Here is a 20,033-nt window from a genome sequence, read left to right as displayed (position 1 = left end):
GAGGTTCTACCATACCAGTGGAGGATGCATGTACAGACGGGTGAACGGGAAGACCCACCTCTCACGGGAGATTGCGGATCATATCAAAGACCTCATCCGCCGGAAGAAACTCAACCCTGGAGAAAAGCTTCCCAACGAGATCGAGCTCGCACAGCTCTTCGGCGTGAGCCGCCCCACCATCAGGGAGGCGATAAAGACCCTCGTCTCACAAAACATCATAGAGATCGTCCGGGGGAAGGGCACCTACGTCTCCCGGACCCCCGGGCTCCAGGAGGATCCCTTGGGGCTCGAGTTCCTCATGGACGAGAACCTCCAGCTCGCCCTCATCGAGGTGAGGCTCATCGTGGAACCGCCGGTGGCAAAACTCGCCGCGGAACGGCGTACGCCTGAAGACATCGCCCACATTGAGGATATCCTCGCCCGGATGGAGCAAGAGATCCGTGACGGTCAAATCGGTCTCGTGCCCGAGATGGAGTTTCACCGGAGCCTCGCGGAGGCCACCCGGAACCCTGTGATCATGCGCCTGGTACCCCTCATCACCGACGCGATCAGGAAGATCTACGGGGAGGCACCCCGCACCCTCGAGGAACACAGAGAAGCCCTCGAGGAACACAGGGATATCCTCTCCCACATCCGCGAGGGCCACGGGGAAAAGGCCGGCCAGGCCATGAAACACCACCTCGAGAAGAGCTACAGGAGAACCCAGAGGAAACAGTGGGCAAAGACCATTCCCCACGCTTTCCCCAGTCGGGAGGAGACTCAGTAGTCCACCTTCACCTTCCGACCGGTCTTCGCGCTCTCGTAGATCGCCAGGATGATCGCCACCGCCTTGCGCGCCTCGTAGCCATCCACGGGTGGTTCTCTTCCCTCTCTCAGCGCATCCACGAAGGCCTGGAACTGACGCACATGCCCCTCGAGGCTGATCGCCCCTGGATCAGCGGCACCGCCTTGTGTTCGTGTGGCGCCTGAGAAGCGCCGGCGGATCTCCTCGTCCTCCGGGATCTCCTTCGCAAACGTCCAGGCCTTGAAATCCTCCTCCTCCATGATGGCCGATCCCTCGGTCCCGGAGATCTCGATCCGCTTGAGGAAACCCGGATACACCGCGGTGGAGCCCTCGATCACCCCGAGGGCGCCGTTCTCGAATTCGAGGGTGGCCACCGCCGTGTCTTCGACCTCTATCCGCTCGTGGCCGAGTATCTTGGCGTAGGCCTGCACCGTGTCCACTCTGCCCATGTACCACTGCAGGAGGTCGATCGCGTGGATGGCCTGCACCATGAGGGCCCCTCCCCCATCGAAGCGCCACGTCCCTTTCCACTCACCCCTGTCGTAGTACTCCTGGGACCTGTACCACTTCACGTACGCATCCCCCAGCACAAGCCTCCCGAACCTGCCCTTCTCCACCGTCTCCTTGAGCACCCTGGAGGCATCGTAGAACCGCGACTGGAAGATCCCCATCACCTTCACTCCCTTTTGGGCCGCAGCTTCGATGATGGCGTCGCATCGCTCCAAGGTGATCTCGAGGGGCTTCTCCACCACCAGGTGTTTCCCTGCCGCTATGGCCTCGAGAGCCGGCTCCATGTGGTACCCCGATGGAGTACAGATGGAAACGATATCCAGTTCAGGATCGTCGAGGAACTCCGACATACTGGTGTACGCCCTGCACCCATGCCGTTCGGCAAACGCCTTCGCGCGCTCTTCCGAGCGACTCATCACCGCCACGAGCTCTGCACCCTCAACCTGCCCTACGGCGAGTGCGTGCTTGTCCGCAATACCTCCTGTACCCACGATACCTATCCCATGGCTCATAACATCCTCCCTGATCTCATAGTGATCTCATGGTAGACTCAGATACACCTCAAAGACTAGAGGTGTGACCATGCCCTCTCGACCTCCACAGGGCATACCCTATGGAGAGAACCGCCAGCACATAGAAGGCCACCGCGATGGGAGACCTCACGAGGGTACTCCAGTCGCCGTGGGAGATGATGAGGGCCTTGCCCAACTCCCGCTCCGCGAGAGGGCCCAGGATCACACCGAGGACCATGGGCGCCACGGGGAAGGACGCCTTCCTCATGAAGTAGCCCACCACCCCGAACGCCAGGGCCACCCCCACGTCGTAGAGGCTGTTGTTGAGGGAGAAGGCCCCCACGAGGCACAGCATGAGGATGACGGGAAAAAGGTGGGACACCCGTATTCTGAGGATGAGGGGGAAAAGACGGGCGCCCACCAGGCCGAGCAGCAGTATGAGCAACTGGGCCACGAAGAACCCCACGAAGAGCGAGGAGATGAGCTGCGGATCTTCTTTGAAGAGGAGCGGCCCGGGCCGTACGCCTATGAGGATGAGGGCGCCGAGCATCACCGCGGTGATCACATCGCCGGGAACGCCCAGCGTGAGGAGCGGCACCATGGCCCCTCCTGTGGTGCCGTTATTGGCCGCCTCCGGCGCCGCGATCCCTTCGGGGACCCCTTTCCCGAAGCCATCCGGGTCCTTCGAGAATCGTCTGGCCTCGTTGTAGGCGAGGAAGGAGGCGATCGTACCCCCCGTCCCGGGGATGATCCCTATGAACGTGCCGAGGAACGAGAAGGGGATGATCACCTTCATGAGCCGAGCCAGTTCACGGAGGGGAGGGATGACCCGCTCTATCCTCTGATGATACCGGGGAAGCTCCTTGCCTATGTTCTTGAGCTCGATGAAGACCTGCGATATGGCGAAGAGCCCTATGAGCACGGCGAGCATCGGAAAGCCCGCCATGAGTTGTGGTATCCCGAATGAAAACCGGGCATAGCCCGTGAGTTCATCTATCCCCACGCAGGCGATGAGGAGCCCCAGGAACCCGGAGATGAGGCCCTTCAGGATCATGCCGGTGGAGACCGAGGCGATGATGGTGAGGGCGAATATCATGAGGGCGAAGTACTCCTCGGGTCCGAAGGCGAGCGCCACCCTCGCGAGCTGAGGAGCGATGAGGATCATGCAGAGGGTGGAGACGATTCCACCGGTGGCCGAGGCGATGGTGGCGATCCCCAGGGCCCTCCCGGCCTCCCCGCGTTGCGCCATGGGGTATCCGTCGAGCACCGTGGCCGCGGAGGAAGGAGTCCCCGGCGTGGAGATGAGGATCGCAGGGATGGAACCTCCATAGATGGCGCCACAGAACATCCCGCTGAGCATGAGGAGGGCGCTCGCAGGTTCGAGGTAGAAGAGGAAGGGGAGCAAGAGGATGATCCCCACCGATCCGGTGATACCCGGGAGGGCACCCACCACTATACCGCCGGCTACTCCGATGAAGAGATAGACGAAGTGAAGCGGCGTGAATACGTAGAGCATTCCTTGCACGAAGTCCATGTCCTTTACTCCTCGTCGTTCACCAGAGAATTCCCCGTGGGAGGGGGACCTGGAACCCGAGCCTGAAGACCGAGTAGATCACCAGTGGTATGCCGAATGAGAGGAGCCCCACCATCAACGGACGTCGCTCTCCGAAGATGAGGAAGACCATCGCCATGTAGGGGATACCCGCGACGACGAACCCAAGGAACCCGAGGGAGAAGACATACCCGACCGAAACCACCACCAGGAGGACGAGCCTCATCCATACTGCCCGCTCATCCGAGGCGCCTTTCCCCGGTTTTCCGGTCCTGAGCTGCAGCCCTCCCCTCACCGCGAGGAGGATGGAGAGGACCATGAGGACCCCCCCGATCACCCTGGGAAAGACCGCGGGCGAGAGGGCTATCTGGGTCTCGGGAAATCCGAACGTCGCCGCTACGAGGACCACTGCGAACAGGAAGACCACGACACCCCACACCACATCGATCATAGGCCATGTTCCTTTCTATAGACAAATAACATATATCGAAGCGATAAGGCAGTGCCGCCCCCACGGGGGCGGCACTCCTCTGTCATTGATACCTGTCACCCAGCTTGTTCTCTATGATGATCTGCTTGTAGAGCTCGCTCTGTTCCAGGACGAACTTCTTGAACTCCTCGGTTCCCTTGTAGTCGGTGAGGATTCCGGCCTTCTCCGCGAGCACCTTGAAGTCGGGATCCTCCATGGCGGCCTTGAAGGCATCGTGTATGATCTTGATCTTCTCTGGATCGGTACCCTTTATGGCGGCCACTCCCCGCCACTGTCCGAGGGTGAAGTCTATCCCCTGCTCACGGGCGGTCGGATAGTCGGGGAACTGGGGAAGCCTCTCGGCCGAGAAAACCGCCAGGCACCTGAGCTGCCCGCCCTGGAGCTGGGGAACCCCCTCGGGTGGGCTGCAGATCACCGCATCGACGTGACCACCCACCGCCGCGGTGACAGCCGGACCACCTCCCGCATGGGGGACGTGATTCACCTTGATGCCCGCCGCCCGCTCGAACGCGAGCATGATGAGGTGCGTGCCGCCTCCCGCCCCTGCATTCGCCACGTTGATCTGCCCGGGCCGCTTCTTGGCATCCTCCACGAAGTCCTTGAGGTTCTGATAAGGGGAATCCGCGGGTACGAGGAGCCAGCACGGTGCGTTCACCAGGTTGATCACCGGTTCGAAGGAATCCACATCGTATGGGGTCTTACTCATGTGGATCTTGGTGATGGAAGGAGTGGCCCATGCCACGAAGTAGTAGCCGTCGGGCTTCTTGCCGAGTGCCTCGGTGTATCCGGGCACGGCCCCCCCACCCGGCCTGTTCACGATGATGACCGGTACCGGGAGGTACTTGGGGAGTACCATCTGGAAGGTCCTGAACACCACGTCGGTGGCGCCTCCCACGCTCCACGGCACCATGATCTCAATGGGACGAGAGGGATACGTCTCCTCTTCCTTCTGTCCCTCAGCCCAGAGCACACCGCCGACGAGCATGCACAACAGGATGAATGTCAGACCTCGCCATCTCATACCATGCCTCCTGGTTATGTAGTGTGCGCCTCACGGCGCTCAGCCGGGCATCTCAAGTACACCCGGCCGCTCGAATCGTATCCCATCCACCTCCAGAGAGATGGAGGGAAACAGTATCGGTTTGCTGAGAAGCTGCGGTCCCTCGGTGGTTGCCACCATGGTATCCTCACTCTTGGTCCCAGTGATGGATGGATTCCAGGTGAAGGCCTGATTCGTCTGTACCACCTCCTGGGTGGTGAAGGTGACCTTGTAGTCCCTCCCCTCATAGCCGATGGCTCCTCCCTGGTGGTGGAGCTTGTACTCGTCTGGATACCCCAGGGCCTTGTAAGCCTCGATACCTCGTTTGAATGCTTCCACTACCGGGACCCCAGGACGCGTCGCCGCCATGAACGTGCAGTCGATCCTCACGTTGTCCAGGTACTGGCGGTACCAGTCCTCAGGAATGGGTCCGAAGTTGACAAACCGGGTAAGGGACACGACGAGTCCATATTTACGAGCATTCACACAGAGCATGGCTCGTTGTTTCACTTCTTTTTCTGTGGAGATGGGGTGTCGGTAGGCGCTGATCCTCTCGTCGGCGGCCACGAAGATGGTCACATAGTCGAGCCCATGTGCCCACAGCTTGTGGGCGAGCCTCCCCACGACGGCGCACTCCTTGTCGCCCGGACGCACCTCCCTCGCGGTCTCCTCGATCGCGAGGGAGGTGAGGTAGCCCACCTCCCTGTAGCGCTCCACCTCCCAGGGGGTGAGGGCATATCGCAGCCGCTTCACCTCGGCCGACAGGTCCTCCGCACCGGGGAAGGGATGATCGGCACCCAGTCTTCCCCCTCCGGAGAGCTTCCGCACGATCTCGCCCTCCCTGTCTTCGTACCAGAGGAAGTCGTGGACCTCGAATCCCTTTTCCTCGAGTCGCTCCTCCTCTCTCATCCGCGGGGACTCGATGTTGTTGCACACCGCGTAACACCGGGTGGAGGTCACGAGGATTCCCGCCACGCCGAGTTCGAGGGTGATCCCGACTACATTCCGACCTCCCCCTGTGATCCAGGAGAAGTTCGTCTGCCGTTTGAGGTAGACGGCCTCAAGTCCCTTTTCCTCCATGAGAGCTCTTACCCGTCGCAGTTTTTCCGCGATCTCATCAGGATGCCACGTCGTCATCTCTTCTACTCCTTGGTATGGACATTCACTGGGAGAGCACCTCCTCCCAGGTGGTCACCGACCAGAGCGTGCGGAAGAGCTCCTCCACCGCAGTCTTGCCCTTTTCCCTGAATGAGGCCGCATCGGGGATGATCACCTGCATCCCCTTCTTCTGGAGATCCACGAGGAGCATCCCCTCCTCGCTCATCACCTTGTTGGTGGCCCACTCAATGGCCTCGACGGCCGCATCCCACACAGCCTTTCTGTCGGCCTCGGAGAGCGACTCGCAGAAGGGCTTGTTGATGAGCACGCCGCCTGTCTGCACCAGGTGGTTGGTGATGATGAGGTACTTCTGGACCTCGTAGAGCTTGTAGCTGTGGATCTGAGGGATGTCGCCCTCGGATGCCTCGGCCTTTCCCGTCTTGAGGGAGTCGTAGAGCCCGCTGAGTGGGACGGTCACAGGATCGGCTCCCATGGCCTTCCACACCGTGACCCACGTCTGGACGCCAGGAAGCCTGAGTCGAAGCCCCTGGACATCCTCAACCGAATAGATGGGCTTGTTCGCAGTGGTCTGGCGGAAGCCGCGGTAGACGTTCCCTATCCAGAGCATGTTGCCCTTCTCCGCGACCATCCTTCTGGCCGCATCCCCGAGAGGCCCGTTCCAGACCCGCGTGAAGTGGGCGAAGTCCTTCATCACATAGGGAGCGTTGAAGAAGGAATACTCGGGAGCGAAGACCTGGAGCGGATACCCACCGGTGAACTGGAGATGCGCCGCTCCGGAGCTGCACAGCTCGTTGGCCTTCTCTTCGGTTCGCTCCACATCGAGGATCTGGACGAGGAACCTCCCCCCACCGTCTCGTTCGAGTACCTCTTTGAACCTGTCGGCCGTGAGGCTCATGATGTTCTGCGGGGCAAAGGCATTGACCACCTTGATGGTGATCGTATGGGAAGCAGGGGCAGGTTCCTCCCCTGACTGAGAAGTGGTCGCACAGCTCATGAGAAGCACCAGCACAGGAACGAGGATAGACTGTCGTTTCATGATCCCCTCCCTTGTGTGGTATGTCCATATTATATGACGTCAGACAACATATGTCAAGGGAAACATATGCCTGGTGTGTCCTCGAGGTGGTACCCACCTTCCGAGGAGCCACGGAAGAGAGTGTGGGATGGTTTCACCCTCCTCCATCAGAGGGTGTCTCCATCACTTTGGGGGAAGGAGACGCTCCGTCCCACGAAGATGTGCAGGAACGCACGATACCTACTATACTTCCAGTAAGGGGGGACGTATGGAACATGCGGTAACGTTCATCCGCAAGGCCCTGGTGGTGAGGGCAGAGCCGGGGGAAGACCTCGTGCCCGCCCTCATAGAGGCTGCGTCGGCCGCTCACGTGCGGGAGGCCCTCATAAGCCCTGTCCTGGGGAGCCTCGAGCGGATCAGGCTGGTGATCCCGGTGGGAAGGGAAGCCGGTCACCTCATCTTCAGCGATCCGATCGACTATGAGGGGCCGGTGGAGATCATAGGAGGGGGAGGCTTCCTCTGCCGGAACGAGGGGGGAGAGCCGGAGCTCCACCTCCACCTGACAGTCTGCCTCGCCTCGGGAGAGCTCGCCGGCGGGCACGTGCTCCCCTCTGGCAACCCGGTGCTCGCCACGGTGGAGTGCGGGCTCCTCGTGCCAGGAGGGGTGAGGCTCGTCCGCAGGCGCGATGCCCGTCTCGGAGTACCGGTGCTGCACCCCGAGGCCCGGCACGGCCAGGCCCACCCGGGACACGGCGGACTCCACGCCGGAGGGGGAGGACGGACCAGGCGGCTGCGGGTGTCCCTTCACCCCACCAGGCAGGTCTAGTCCTCCCAGTCGAGGAGGCGTTTTTCCCCCTCCAGCTTCCTGATATCGGTCACGTCCTGAGAGACTTCGAGGCACCCTCTGTAGCGCCCCAGGGCATCGCGCACCGCGAAGTACCTGATGTGGATGAACCTGCCCTGGAGTTGGATCCAGAACTCGGCCACGTCCTTCTTCCCCTCTTTGAAGGAAGTGAGGATCTTCTCCACGATGTGCACGCTCTTTGGAGGATGGCAGTTGCGCACATCCCGTCCTATGACACCGGGGCTGCGGGGGAAGATCCTGTGGGGGGTGTCGGTGTAGTAGCGTACCTTGTCGTGCTCGTCCACAAAGGAGATGTCCACAGGCAGGTGCTTGAGGATCAGGTCGGCCTGCTCCACCGTGAGCTCGCCCGTACTGAAGGGAAAGAGTATCGAGGTAGCGAGGACGGAAGGGAGTTCTCCTGCGGGACGCAGTCCTTCAGAGGGCGCAGAGGTCGTACGGGTCGATGGAGACGGCCCTCTCGATGCGCCAGGAAAAGGAGGCGGGGGACTCACCCACGCGTAGCCTATTTCCTCCTCCCCTTCCCTCACCTTTCGCCACTCCTCCTCTGAGAGGGTCTCCAGGGCAAGGGGAAAGAGGATGCGCTCCTCTTTGTAGATCATCTCCCTTATGGCTGTAGCCACTTCCCTGAAGAGGGGTTCAAACCGCCCTGCATCCCGGCTGGCTGCGAGGCGGGCGAGTTCCTTGAGCCCTGCACGAATCTCGTCGTGAAGGGCCCACATCACCTGGGAGGGGCCGGAGACGCCGTGCTCCTCCAGGCGGGGGAAGAGCTGGTTCTCCTTGCGAAGGTAGTGGCGGTCTATCTGAGAGAGCGTCTCGAGCAGGGAGGTGATGGTATCCCACTGCGGGCCATCGCGGAAGGCTGCATCGATCCGGTCGAGGAGCTGGGCTGCGTGCGAGTTCTCCTCCATGAAGGTGTGGACCGGGTGACCAGGAGGCACAGAGGGGCGTTCCCGCTCCTCCAGGGCCTCTTTGAAGACCTGGACGTGCACGTCGCAGAGGCGCTGCACCTCTTCGACGGGCAAGCCTTCTGCGATGAGCTGTTGTTCCATCTCGGCGATCTCGGGGGCATCCACGTCTTTCACGAGTTCTGAGAACCTGCGTTTCACCTCATCGAAGGGGGCTCCTCTGTGCAGGTCCATGATGAGGTCTTTGAGGATGCGCACACGCTCCTCCCGTGCGGGCTTCGTCTCGAGCTCGACTTCCACCCCTCGATCCTTAAGGAGCGTGGCGATACGGTCGAGGAGCTCCTCAACCTGTATCTTTGCCATGGAGGCAGCCTTCTCCACCGTGGCGACCTTTGCCACCGTGGCCCTGGCGATGGGGTTCTTGAGCAGGTTGAACTCCGGAGCGAGAGAGGCGAGGGCCTCGGGCATGTCGGGGTGTGCGGCAAGGATCTCGGCGATCCTGGTATGGGGACTGAGTTTCATGTGTTCCTCCTCATGGAGCAGGGTGTGGGTTCATCACGCGCATGCCACAGGCCGTTCAGGCCTTGAGCATGACGAGCAGGAACCGGGAATCCTCGAGGGCCTCGAGGGCGTGGAGTACCATTGCAGGCATGAGGATTCCTGTGCCGGCGGTGAGGGTGGCGGTCTCCTCACCCACGGTGACCGAAAGTCTCCCCTCGAGGAGTACGATGTAGGCGTCGTACGGCGCGCTGTGTGGGGAGAGCCGCTGTCCCTTGCCAAAGGCGAAGAGGGTGAGGCTTCCTGAGGGACGTTCCAGCAGGGTCTTGCTCACCACGGCCCCTTCCTGAACGGTAAGATCGAGGTTCACCGGTTCTGCCATCTGGGGTCCTCCCTGGTGTGGTATCTCTCTACATATCCAGGATACGCGAGAAAGGGATTCTCGTCCACATTTACGACAAAAATAGTCGCATATAAACGTAACATATGTTACACTGTACGGGGAGACCCGAACATTGAGGGCGGCCTGTGGACTATGCGGCCCGGTCCTGTCGCTGGATGTGCCAGGCGATGAGGAGGGCTGCCACAGAGAGGACCTGAACCGCCACCGAGAATCCCACCAGGTAGATTGGGGCCCTGTCGTAGAGCAGGCCCATGAGGGCGCTCCCGGCAAACCAGGCGCCGCCGAACACCGTGTGGAACAGCCCATAGGCCGTGGCCCTGCGGTCGTGCGGCACGAGGTCGGCGATGACTGCGCGCATGACCGACTCCTGGGTGCCCATGCTGATACCCCACAGGGCCATGCCGGCCACCACGGCCGCAGGGCCGCCCAGGAAGAGAAGGGGGGCGGTGAAGACTTCCAGGGTCCACATCACGGGGAGGACGGTGAACCCCACCCTGTCGTAGAGCAGGCCCACCAGGAGGGCGGCGCCTGCATCCACGGCCATGGCGCCGGCGTAGAGGGCGGGTATGAGGGCCTCGGGGAAGGAGCCGAGCCGGCCGAGGTGGAAGGCCACGAGCGGGAAGTCCGCCACACCGGCGGCCAGGAGGGCGGCGGAGGCGAGGTACCACTTGTAGGCGGGGGAGAAGGTCGTCCGGGCGAGGTGCGGTGCGTGGGAGGATGCCTCGAGTTCGGAGGGGCGGGGGAAGAGGAAGCGCGCGGTGAGCACGGCGAGCACGGCGAGCGCGGCAGGGATGCCCAGGAGGGCGAAGCCGAGCCGGTAGGTGGCCTCTGTGTGGGCGCCACGCGTACCGGCAAGGAAGAGAAGGAGGGAGAGGAGGGCAGGTCCGAGGAAGGCGCCGATCTGATCCATGGCCTCGTGCAGGCCGAAGCCCAGGCCGCGGCCGGTGCGCGAGGCGGCGTAGGAGAGGAGGGCGTCGCGGGAGGGGTTGCGCAGGCCCTTGCCAAGGCGTTCGGTGAACACCAGGAGGACGGCGAGCTCCCAGCGACCCACCAGGGCGAGGAGGGGGATGGCCCCCAGCTGGATCGCATAGCCGGCGATGGCTACGGCCCAGTACCTGCGTGTTCTGTCGGCGAGCTTCCCGGAAAAGAGGCGGATCGCGTAGCCCAGGAACTCGCCCGCCCCCACCGCAAAACCCACGGCTGCGGCCGAGGCGCCGAGCACCTGCATGAACTGGCCCACGAGACTGCGGGCACCTTCGTAGGTCATGTCCGCAAGCAGGCTCACCACGCCGAAAAGCACGATGAAGGCAAAGGCCTTTCTTCGCAACCTCGCATCTTCAGGTCGCACCATCTCGCTCATACTCATTCCTCCCGCTGTTCTCCATGGAGCACCTCTCGGACGAGCTCTCTGATCCGGTGACGGGCCATCTCGAGCACCCTCCTTCCCTCCTCGGTAATGGTGTAGTACCTCCGTCTCCTTCCGCCTTCGCTGCGCTCCTCTGAGGAGAGAAAGCCCTCAGCCTCAAGGCCGTGGAGCGCAGGATAGAGCGAACCGGGACTCAGCTCGTACCCATGCCGTCTGAGTTCACGTATCATCGCAAGCCCGTAGATGGGCCCCTCAGAGGCGTGGTGGAGGATGTGGAGCTTGATAAACCCTGTGAAAAACGACCGTACGATCCGATCGGTGTCCATGATAGTATCGTATTGCGTTATCGGATTCCGATATAACATCAAGAACCGATTCAGTCAAGGGATTATTGACAGAATCCCATCTTTTTCAGTATCGTTTAAATGTCTAATTATCAACCCCAGGATGGACCCATGATCGAAGCACTCTCTTCGGCCTTCGAGCGGCTCATGTTCCTCAAGCGAAAAATCTTCCGACATATCCTGGCCGAAGAAGACGTGTACCCCGGCCAGCCGGGGGTGCTCTTTCACCTCTTCCACCATCCCGAGAGCGACCAGAAGGCCATCGCCGAGGCCCTGGGCATCACCCCGGCGAGCGCCACGGTGATGCTTCGTCGCATGGAACAGGCGGGGCTCATACAACGTGCGCGTGACCCTGCAGACAGACGACGCATACTCGTCTCCCTCACTCCAAAAGGAAGGGAAAAGGTGGAACGGCTTAAGGAAAAGATCGACTCCTTCCACCGTACCATGTTCGGAGTGCTCTCGCCCGAAGAGCAGAGCACCTGCATCGCACTCTTCCGCCGCCTCGCCTCTCACCTCTCCCGCACCTATGGGATTCAGGAACCAGAGGAGTAGATCCGCATGAAGATACTCGGACGCTACATCGCGCGCTACTGGTATTTCGCCCTCGGCTCCCTTGTGTTCATGGGGACCGAGGTGGCAGTGAACCTCGCCCAGCCGGCCCTCATGGGACGGGTGGTGGACGAGGGGATCATCCCGGGGGATATGGGGGCCATCGTGCGCCTCGGCCTTATCCTCCTGGGGATCGTGCTCATAGGAGTGGCAGGCGGTATCGGCTGCACCATCACCGCGAGCGCGGCCGCCACCCGCACCGCCCGTGACCTGAGGAACCTCCTCTACCGGAAGGTCCTCCGGCTCTCCCTCAAGGAGGAGGCCAGGTTCGGTGCAGGCACCATCATCACCCGCCTCACCGGCGACATCGTGCAGGTGCAGACCATCGTGCACATGCTCCTCAGGATGATGATCCGGGCCCCGCTCCTTGCCATAGGGGGCATTGCCATGTCGTTCGTCCTGAGCCCGCGTCTTACCCTCATCATGCTCGCAGCCCTCCCGCTTCTGTCCCTAATCCTCATCCTTCTCATCAGAAAAGGCATTCCCCTCTTTGTTGAAGCCCAGAAGGAGACCGACCGGCTCAACACGGTGGTGCGGGAAAACCTGGAGGGCGTACGGGTGGTGAGGGCCTTTGTCCGGGCAGACTACGAAGAGGCGAGGTTCGGCAAAGTAAACGACAGATTGAAGGAGGTGATGACCCGCGCCTCCCGCCTCATGGGACTCGCGTTTCCCCTCGTGTTCCTCATCATGAACCTCTCCATCGTGGCAGTACTCTGGGCAGGTGGGCTGCTCGTACAGCAGGGGGACATTCAGGTGGGGACGATCATCGCGCTCACCAACTACCTCCTCCAGATCCTCTTCGCCCTCATGATGATAGGCTTCTTCTTCATGGGACTCTCACGCGCCCAGGCCTCTCTCCTGAGGATCGCCGAACTCGCCGACGCCCCTGAGGAATCCCTCACCCTGGGAGGCAAGGACCTTCAGCCTTTGGGGAGGCCCGCCTCTCTGGTGGTAGAACACCTGTCGGTCTCGTACGACGGCGTACCCGCCCTCTCAGACCTCTCGTTTGAGGCACCACCGGGCACCAGGATCGGGGTGATAGGTCCTACTGGATCGGGCAAGACCACCCTGGTGATGACCCTCCTTCGCATGGTAGAACCTGCAGAGGGGAGAGTGCTCCTCGACGGCACGGACATACGGGATCTTTCCCTCGAGGAGCTGCGGGCCCGTATCGCCGTGGTCTTCCAGAAGCCGGTGCTCTTCCGCGGCACGGTGGCCGAGAACCTCAGGTGGGGCTTCCCCGATGCCACCGAGGACCAGATGATCGAAGCGCTCACGCGCGCCCAGGCATGGGAGTTCGTCTCCCGGCTCCCCGGCGTGCTCGAGGCCCGCATCGAGCAGGGCGGTACCAACCTCTCCGGCGGCCAGCGCCAGCGCCTCGCCATCGCCCGCACCCTCATCCGCCCCGCCGGCCTCCTCATCCTCGACGACGCCACCAGCGCCCTCGACGCCGCCACCGAGTCCCGCCTCCTCGCCTCCCTCCGCACCCTCCCCATCACCACCCTCCTCATCTCGCAGCGCATGAGCGCCATTACCACCTGCGACCTCATCCTCGTGCTGGACGACGGCCGCCTCGCAGGCGCAGGCCCCCACCACCTCCTCCTCCAGCAATGTCCCCTCTACCGGGAACTCTACGAGACCCAGATAGAAGGAGCCCTCCATGCGTAGCCCCACAGGCCCCGGCCCCTTCCGGCCCCGCGCCCCCTTCGAAGCCCCCCGCCCTACCCGCATCCTCCCCATCCTCAGGCGCCTCTGGCACTACCTGCGCCCCTACCGTATCCCCCTCACCGTGGCCGTGCTCGCCGTGCTCGCCACCAGCGCCGCCGCCCTCGCCGCCCCCCTCTTCATCAGGAACGCGGTCAACGCCATGGCATCCGGCCCCGGCACGGTCGACCTGTCCACCCTCCTTGCCGCCGTACTCACCATGGCCGCCCTCTACCTCGCCTCCACCGGCCTTACCTGGATCCAGGTCCGCTCCCTCATCACCGTCACGCAGGGCGTACTCTATCGCCTCCGACGCGACCTCTTCTCACACCTCCAGCGCCTCCCCATCCCCTTCCTCGACCGCACCCCTCACGGCGACCTCATGAGCAGGCTCACCAACGACGTGGCCACCCTGGAGACCACCCTCAGCCAGACCCTCACCCAGCTCGCCTCCAACGTCCTCCTCCTTGCAGGTTCCCTCGCCATGATGCTCGCCCTCTCCCCCCTGCTTACCCTCCTCACCGCCATCATCATCCCCCTCGCCATCCTGGTGACCCGCACCCTGGCCCGTCTGAGCCGCGAGGCATTCCGCACCCAGCAGCAGCTCCTCGGGAGCCTCAACTCCCTGGTGGAAGAGACCGCAGGCGGCCTCCGCGAGATCAAGGCCTTTGGCAGGGAAGGCGTCTTCCTCGACGAGTTCACCACCACCAACGAGCAGTTCACCGCCACCGCCTACCGGGCCATGGTGGTCTCCAGCGTCCTCCCGCCCATCATGAACGCCCTCAACGGCCTCTCATTCCCCATCATCGCCCTCGCAGGGGGATACCTCGCCCTCAAGGGACAACTCTCCGTGGGTGTGGTGGCCGCCTTCCTCACCTATGCCCGCCAGTTCTCGCGGCCCATCAACGAGATCTCCAACCAGTTCACCCTCATCCAGAGCGCCCTCGCAGGGGCCGAGCGCATCTTCCAGCTCCTCGACGAACCCATAGAGCAGGATCTCCCCGAAGCAGAGAATCTCAACACCACCTCCGGCCACCTCGCTCTCCACAACCTCACCTTCGGCTACGACCCCACACGTCCCGTGCTCCGCGACATCACCCTCGAGGCACCACCCGGGAGCCTCATCGCCATCGTCGGCCCCACCGGGGCAGGCAAGACCACCCTGGTGAACCTCCTCATGCGGTTCTACGATCCCCAGGAAGGCCGCATCCTTCTGGACGGGCGGGACACCCAGCACATCAGGCGCGCCTCGTTACGGCGGCACATGGGCATGGTCCTCCAGGACACCCACCTGTTCACCGACACCATACGGGAGAACATCCGGTACGGACGACCCGATGCCACCGACGAAGAGGTGGAAGAGGCGGCCCGTATCGCCGAGGCCCACCACTTCATCCGGCACCTCCCCCAGGGATACGACACCCTCCTCACCGACAGGGGAAGCAGCCTGAGCGAAGGCCAGAGGCAGCTCATCACCATCGCCCGGGCCCTGCTCGCCGACCCCGCCATCCTCATACTCGACGAGGCCACCAGCAGCGTGGACACCCGCACCGAACGCCACCTCCAGAAGGCCCTCCGGACCCTCATGAAGGGCCGCACGAGCTTCGTCATCGCACACCGCCTCAACACCGTGCGGGAAGCCGACCGCATTCTGGTGATCCAGGAAGGGCGTATCGTGGAGCAGGGCACCCATGACGAACTCATGGCCCGGAAAGGCCTCTACTGGCAGTTCCACCAGAAGCACCCACAGGACACCATGGATACCATGGAAGAGCCCCGACCCGCCCGGGAAGACACCCGCCCCCTGTGATCCTCGATACCCGGCGGCGGCCTCCCCATACCCCATTCTGCCGACCCGTGGTATACTCTTTCCCATGAGGCGCGCGCTCCTCCTTGTGCTCGTGCTCCTCCTCACCCTTCCCCTTCACGGCCGCGACTTCCCTCAATCCATCCTCACCATCCACCCCTTCCCCGCCCCCTACACCTCCACCATTCTCCCGCACGGAACCCTCCGCCTCTGGTACGAGACCTACACCCTCGAGGAGAGCCCCACCGACAGCTTTCACATCGGCATCTCGGGCGCCGCAACCCCCCTTGCCTGGCATAACCTCCTCGCCCTCCGCATCTACTTCGACTCCATCCTGGTGGTAGGCCCCCTCGCCCCCGGCGACGAGGCCGCCTCGGTCATGGAGTGGTGGATGAACGCCGTCCAGTACCAGTACGGCGCCCTCCTGGGCCTGCGCCTCCCTCCCCTCGTCCTCGCCGCCGAGTACTCCCGCATGAGCTTCCACCCCTTAAGGTGGCGCATCCACGACGACCTGCACCTCACCGATCCGGCCACCGACAGGCTCGGCCTCCTGGCCACCACCCCACCCCTCACCCCCCTCCCCTGGCTCACCATCACCCCCTCGCTCAGGGCCGCCTACGTCGACCTCTTCGACTACTGGCAGGCCGAGGGCCTCCCCGAGTTCAGGGAAGACGCCTACCTCAGGGCCGGGCTCCTCCTCACCTCCCCCGTGCATCGGCTCATCCATCCCTATCTCGAGACCTGGAACGACATCCTCTTCTTTCCCGATGGCACCGGGTACGCCTTCCGCCTCGAGACGGGCCTCCTCATCCCCTCTCCTGCAGGAGAGCTCCGACTCTTCCTCGTGGTCAACTCCTTTTCCGACACCCAGGAGGTGGAGGAAGGGCCCTTTCCCATGACCACCGCAGGATTCGGTTTTGCCTTCATCGTGGCCTCGCCCGGTGGACGGTAGGGGCCACCTCTGCTATCTTCGAAACGAGAGCACTGTGTAAAAAGGGGTCCATCACCACGTCCGTACTCCAAGGAGGAACCATGCCGAAGATCACCGTCATCTACGATTCAGAGAGCGGCCACACAAAAGCCCTCGCCGAGGCAGTCGCAGAAGGCGCCCGGGAGGGCGGGGTAGAGGTGGCAGTCAAGCACGTGGACGAGGCCCGTGCGGACGACATCCTCTCCTCGGACGGCCTCATCGTGGGCTCTCCCACCTACTGCGGCGTCATGTCGTGGAAGCTCAAACGCTTCTTCGACGAATCCGTGGGCGCAGCGTGGGGCAAGGCCAAAGGCAAGATCGGCGCGGCCTTCACCACCTCGGGAGGACTCGGCGGCGGCAACGAAGCGACCCTCTTCTCCATCCTGAGCGCACTCATGAACTACGGCTTCCTGGTCTTCGGTCTTCCCGACTACTCAGGCCCGGGAGTGACCGCCCACTACGGTGCCGTGGCCGTAGGAGAGCCGGGCGAGGCCCAGAAAAAGGCCGCCCGCATGCTCGGACGCCAGACTGCAGAGTACGTGAAGCGGATGGCCGGCCCGCACACCACTGGAGACTGACTTTTTCACGAGAGGAGCCGGTAAGGCGAGCAGGCCCATTACCCTAGGAGGAGCAACATGACATCGTATATGAGTGCAGTGGTGATCACCTCCCCCCATCAGGCCAAGATAGAAAAACGACCCATACCCACCCCCGGCCCCCACGAGCTGCTCATCAGGGTACACCGTGCCGGGATCTGCGGATCGGACATGCACATCTACGAGGGCTCGAACCCCTTCGTCTCCTACCCCCGCATACCGGGACACGAACTCGCAGGCGAAGTCGTCTCCTGGGGGAGCGAGGTGACGACCGCCCCTCCCCCGGGCACGCGGGTGGTGGTGGACCCGGTGATAAGCTGCGGGAAGTGCATCGCGTGCAGGACGGGCCACCCCAATGTGTGCCGCAACCTCCAGGTCGTGGGAGTTCACCGGGACGGAGGCTTCGCCCCCTACCTCACCGTGCCGGCGACGAACGTCCACCCCATACCGGACGGTCTCACATGGGAAGAAGCGGTCTTCATCGAACCCTACTCCATCGCGGCGAACGTGCGACACAGGCTCCAGGTGACCCCAGACGATATCGTACTCATCATAGGAGCGGGAATCATAGGAACCCTCTCCCTTCAAGTCATGCGCCTCACAGGGGCGAGAACCATCATCTGCGACATCTCTGAATCAGCCCTCGAGAGGGCGCGACGCATGGGTGCCGACGAGACGCTCAACACCGCAGGAAAAGACCTCGCCGGCGAGGTCCTCGCCCGCACAGACGGGGAAGGAGCCACGGCCGTGGTGGACGCCGTGGGAGCGCCCTCGCTCTTCGAGTCCATCGTCAGGTGCAGTGCGCCGGGAGCCCGTATCGTCCTCCTGGGCTTCTCCAGCACCCCCACCCCCATCCCCCAGGCAGAGATCATCCGCAAGGAACTCTCCATCCTGGGGAGCAGGCTCAACAACCGGAAGTTTCCGGAAATAGTCTCCTTGCTCGCCGAAGGGAAGCTGAATCCCTCCCCACTTCTCGCCGGGGTCCACCCCCTCGACGAAGCCCCCTCCCTCCTCGAACGTGCCGCGGAGGAACACACACTCCCGGGGAAGGTCCTTCTCACCTGTGAGGAGGAGTGATCACCGGGTGCACGCTAGGAACGAACGTGTCCCCATGCAGTCTTCAGGTAATCGAAGAAAGAGACATACGCGGTGATGAGACCTGCTCCCAGCAGCACCAGGAAGAGTATCCCTGCAATGGAAAGGAGTGACGCCCCTGCCCCTACCTGCGCGAGTGTGTACCACACAAGCCCCGTGCTCGTGGCCGCCGCATAGAGCGCCGTCTTCACCTTACCCCCCATCCGCGCCCCCAGGGCGATCCCCTTCCGCGCGAGCATCATCCGAAGGAAGGTCATCCCGAGCTCCCTGTAGAGCACCAGCAGGAACACCCACGCAGGCATGAACCCCGCCTCCACGAAACACAGGAAATAGGTGAGGCGGGCCACCACATCGGCGAACGGATCGAGCACCTTCCCGAGGTCGGAGACCGTGCCGGTGGAACGTGCCACCATGCCGTCGAAGAGATCGGAGATCTCCATCACGAGATACAACACCCACACGAGGCCCAATGCGAGCCATGGAGAGGTGGGGATCCATTCAGGCACGAGAAGAAAGAGCACAAAGAACACCGGTGCGAGGCCAATCCTTACCACCGTGAGCAGATTCGCCGCATGCTGCCTCATACCCTTACCCTAGTACGGCATGGGAAATCTGTCAACGAATGAAGAGCCATGCAGTCCCCACACTCAACGAGACAACGGTCACAGGGATGCCCACCTTGAGATACTCCATAAACGTAAGGAGAACCCCCGCCGACCTCGCCCGCTCCGCCACAATGAGGTTTGCCACACTTCCGAGCAGGGTGAGATTCCCCGCATAGGTGCTCGCAAGCGAGAGCACGAGCCACCCCGTCTCTGAGCTCATCCGCTCCACCATGGGAGAGAGGAGCATCACCGCAGGCACATTGGAGACCAGGTTGGAGAGCACCGCAGCGAGAGGAGCGAGTACCCATCCCTTCAAGGAGAGCAGCGTTTCCACCCCCCTCAAGGCCGCAAGGATTCCTGTAGCCTCTACCCCTTTCGTAAGGACGAAAAGTCCGCCAAAAAAGGTGAGGATGGAGAAGTCCACCTGCGTGAAGATCTTCTCAGGATGAATCCTTCTCGTGATGAGAAGCACCGAGGCCGCCACCATAGCGGCATACACGATGGAAGTCCCCACCATGAGGAGAATCACCAGGAGGGCCATGCTCGCATAGCATTTGTAGAGGAGCGGACGGTAGATCCTGAGCCGTTTCACGTGTCCCTGAGGAGACTCCCACCTCACCTCTCGAAACTCCTTTCGATACACCAGGACTACCACGCCATAGGCAAAAGCAAGGGAGAGGAGTGAAGGCCCTACCATCCTGAGGAAAAACCGCCCGAAGGGAATCCCACTCACCGCACCTATGTACATGTTCTGGGGGTTTCCAACGAGCGTCATAGCAGAACCGATGTTCGCAGAGACCGCAAGTCCAATAAGGTAGGGAACTGCGGGAAGTCCATATCGCTCAGTGAGGAGAAGCACAAAAGGGGTGATCACCACACACACGGTGTCGTTTACGAAAAAGGCCGAAAGAATCGCCGTACACATCATGAGAAGCGCAAGGAGTCTGAGAGGGCTCTTCCCCCTCAAAATCACCCAGTCGGCCACCAGGTCGAAGAACCCCGCATAGGTGAGATTCGAGGAAACGATCATCATGGAGAGAAGAAGCACGATCGTCCGCATATCGATTGCACTAAGAGCCTCCTCCAGGGGGAGAAGGCCGGTCACCACCACTAGCGTGGCGCCCACAAACGCAAAGCCCGTACGATTCATCCGTAGCCAGGGCACACGCCCCACAGCGATGAGCACAAAAGAGAGTACTAGCACCCCTCCCCGGAGGACAGAGAACACCCCACCTCCCATGC

20 protein-coding genes are annotated in these 20,033 nt (G+C 62.4%); 8 read left to right on the top strand and 12 right to left on the bottom strand.

The genetic code is table 11. The features are described from left to right. The first annotated feature begins 28 nt into the window (after window positions 1-28). The gene (locus SPITH_RS03250; RefSeq protein ID WP_014624293.1) at window positions 29-766 is read left to right on the top strand and encodes a FadR/GntR family transcriptional regulator; all 738 of its coding nucleotides are present in this window, start codon (window positions 29-31) and stop codon (window positions 764-766) included. On the opposite strand, the gene SPITH_RS03245 is transcribed toward SPITH_RS03250, so the two are convergent. The 6 genes from SPITH_RS03245 to SPITH_RS03220 all read right to left on the bottom strand — a co-directional run bounded on the left by SPITH_RS03245 (window position 760) and on the right by SPITH_RS03220 (window position 7,042). Continuing rightward, a complete protein-coding gene (locus SPITH_RS03245) occupies window positions 760-1,806 on the bottom strand; it encodes a Gfo/Idh/MocA family protein (RefSeq protein ID WP_014624292.1) in 1,047 nt (348 codons plus the stop codon). The genes SPITH_RS03250 and SPITH_RS03245 overlap by 7 nt on opposite strands. A gap of 49 nt (window positions 1,807-1,855) precedes the next feature. Further along, entirely contained in the window at window positions 1,856-3,340 is a 1,485-nt protein-coding gene (locus SPITH_RS03240; protein WP_014624291.1) for a tripartite tricarboxylate transporter permease, read from the bottom strand. 19 nt (window positions 3,341-3,359) lie between these two features. After that, on the bottom strand, window positions 3,360-3,809 hold the full coding sequence (locus SPITH_RS03235) for a tripartite tricarboxylate transporter TctB family protein (protein WP_014624290.1): 450 nt from the start codon (window positions 3,807-3,809) through the stop codon (window positions 3,360-3,362). A gap of 82 nt (window positions 3,810-3,891) precedes the next feature. Beyond that, the gene (locus tag SPITH_RS03230; RefSeq protein ID WP_014624289.1) at window positions 3,892-4,869 is read right to left on the bottom strand and encodes a tripartite tricarboxylate transporter substrate binding protein; all 978 of its coding nucleotides are present in this window, start codon (window positions 4,867-4,869) and stop codon (window positions 3,892-3,894) included. A 39-nt stretch (window positions 4,870-4,908) separates the two neighbouring features. Further along, window positions 4,909-6,024: a M24 family metallopeptidase gene (locus tag SPITH_RS03225; protein ID WP_014624288.1), complete on the bottom strand. Its 1,116-nt coding sequence runs from the start codon at window positions 6,022-6,024 to the stop codon at window positions 4,909-4,911. Between the two features lie 25 nt (window positions 6,025-6,049). Continuing rightward, window positions 6,050-7,042 (bottom strand): TRAP transporter substrate-binding protein, encoded by a 993-nt coding sequence (locus SPITH_RS03220; protein ID WP_014624287.1) that lies wholly within the window; start codon window positions 7,040-7,042, stop codon window positions 6,050-6,052. Window positions 7,043-7,289: 247 nt separating this feature from the next. Between SPITH_RS03220 and SPITH_RS03215 the strand changes: the two genes are divergently transcribed. After that, window positions 7,290-7,847: a PCC domain-containing protein gene (locus SPITH_RS03215; RefSeq protein WP_014624286.1), complete on the top strand. Its 558-nt coding sequence runs from the start codon at window positions 7,290-7,292 to the stop codon at window positions 7,845-7,847. On the opposite strand, the gene SPITH_RS03210 is transcribed toward SPITH_RS03215, so the two are convergent. The 4 genes from SPITH_RS03210 to SPITH_RS03195 all read right to left on the bottom strand — a co-directional run bounded on the left by SPITH_RS03210 (window position 7,844) and on the right by SPITH_RS03195 (window position 11,384). Next, on the bottom strand, window positions 7,844-9,313 hold the full coding sequence (locus tag SPITH_RS03210) for a DUF438 domain-containing protein (protein WP_014624285.1): 1,470 nt from the start codon (window positions 9,311-9,313) through the stop codon (window positions 7,844-7,846). The genes SPITH_RS03215 and SPITH_RS03210 overlap by 4 nt on opposite strands. 55 nt (window positions 9,314-9,368) lie before the next feature. Next, on the bottom strand, window positions 9,369-9,671 hold the full coding sequence (locus tag SPITH_RS03205) for a cupin domain-containing protein (RefSeq protein ID WP_014624284.1): 303 nt from the start codon (window positions 9,669-9,671) through the stop codon (window positions 9,369-9,371). Window positions 9,672-9,822: 151 nt separating this feature from the next. Continuing rightward, on the bottom strand, window positions 9,823-11,052 hold the full coding sequence (locus tag SPITH_RS03200) for an MFS transporter (protein WP_014624283.1): 1,230 nt from the start codon (window positions 11,050-11,052) through the stop codon (window positions 9,823-9,825). Between the two features lie 2 nt (window positions 11,053-11,054). Then, window positions 11,055-11,384, bottom strand: coding sequence for a PadR family transcriptional regulator (locus tag SPITH_RS03195; protein WP_041623993.1), 330 nt, complete (start codon window positions 11,382-11,384; stop codon window positions 11,055-11,057). A 129-nt stretch (window positions 11,385-11,513) separates the two neighbouring features. Between SPITH_RS03195 and SPITH_RS03190 the strand changes: the two genes are divergently transcribed. From SPITH_RS03190 to SPITH_RS03165, 6 genes are all read left to right on the top strand, one after another. Further along, complete coding sequence (locus SPITH_RS03190; protein WP_014624281.1) at window positions 11,514-11,957, top strand: MarR family winged helix-turn-helix transcriptional regulator; 444 nt, start codon at window positions 11,514-11,516, stop codon at window positions 11,955-11,957. 6 nt (window positions 11,958-11,963) lie between these two features. Beyond that, window positions 11,964-13,682, top strand: a complete 1,719-nt coding sequence (locus tag SPITH_RS03185) for an ABC transporter ATP-binding protein (RefSeq protein ID WP_014624280.1) — start codon at window positions 11,964-11,966, stop codon at window positions 13,680-13,682. Beyond that, window positions 13,675-15,528 (top strand): ABC transporter ATP-binding protein, encoded by a 1,854-nt coding sequence (locus SPITH_RS03180; RefSeq protein WP_014624279.1) that lies wholly within the window; start codon window positions 13,675-13,677, stop codon window positions 15,526-15,528. The genes SPITH_RS03185 and SPITH_RS03180 overlap by 8 nt, the downstream gene beginning before the upstream one ends. 64 nt (window positions 15,529-15,592) lie before the next feature. Then, window positions 15,593-16,477 carry a hypothetical protein gene (locus SPITH_RS03175; RefSeq protein ID WP_014624278.1) on the top strand — a complete coding sequence of 295 codons (885 nt, stop codon included), beginning with the start codon at window positions 15,593-15,595 and terminating at the stop codon, window positions 16,475-16,477. Between the two features lie 80 nt (window positions 16,478-16,557). Further along, a complete protein-coding gene (locus tag SPITH_RS03170) occupies window positions 16,558-17,073 on the top strand; it encodes a flavodoxin family protein (protein ID WP_014624277.1) in 516 nt (171 codons plus the stop codon). 57 nt (window positions 17,074-17,130) lie between these two features. After that, window positions 17,131-18,168 (top strand): zinc-binding alcohol dehydrogenase family protein, encoded by a 1,038-nt coding sequence (locus SPITH_RS03165; RefSeq protein WP_014624276.1) that lies wholly within the window; start codon window positions 17,131-17,133, stop codon window positions 18,166-18,168. Between the two features lie 14 nt (window positions 18,169-18,182). On the opposite strand, the gene SPITH_RS03160 is transcribed toward SPITH_RS03165, so the two are convergent. Both SPITH_RS03160 and SPITH_RS03155 read right to left on the bottom strand, forming a co-directional pair. Further along, the gene (locus SPITH_RS03160) at window positions 18,183-18,770 is read right to left on the bottom strand and encodes a CDP-alcohol phosphatidyltransferase family protein (RefSeq protein WP_014624275.1); all 588 of its coding nucleotides are present in this window, start codon (window positions 18,768-18,770) and stop codon (window positions 18,183-18,185) included. Between the two features lie 31 nt (window positions 18,771-18,801). Continuing rightward, window positions 18,802-20,031, bottom strand: a complete 1,230-nt coding sequence (locus SPITH_RS03155; protein ID WP_014624274.1) for an ArsB/NhaD family transporter — start codon at window positions 20,029-20,031, stop codon at window positions 18,802-18,804. Window positions 20,032-20,033 lie beyond the last annotated feature (2 nt).

The organism is Spirochaeta thermophila DSM 6578, from assembly GCF_000184345.1.
In the GTDB taxonomy this organism is placed as follows: Bacteria; Spirochaetota; Spirochaetia; order Winmispirales; family Winmispiraceae; genus Winmispira; species Winmispira thermophila.
The sequence above is the reverse complement of the archived record's forward strand: the minus strand, read 5'-3'. Positions and strand labels throughout refer to the sequence as shown.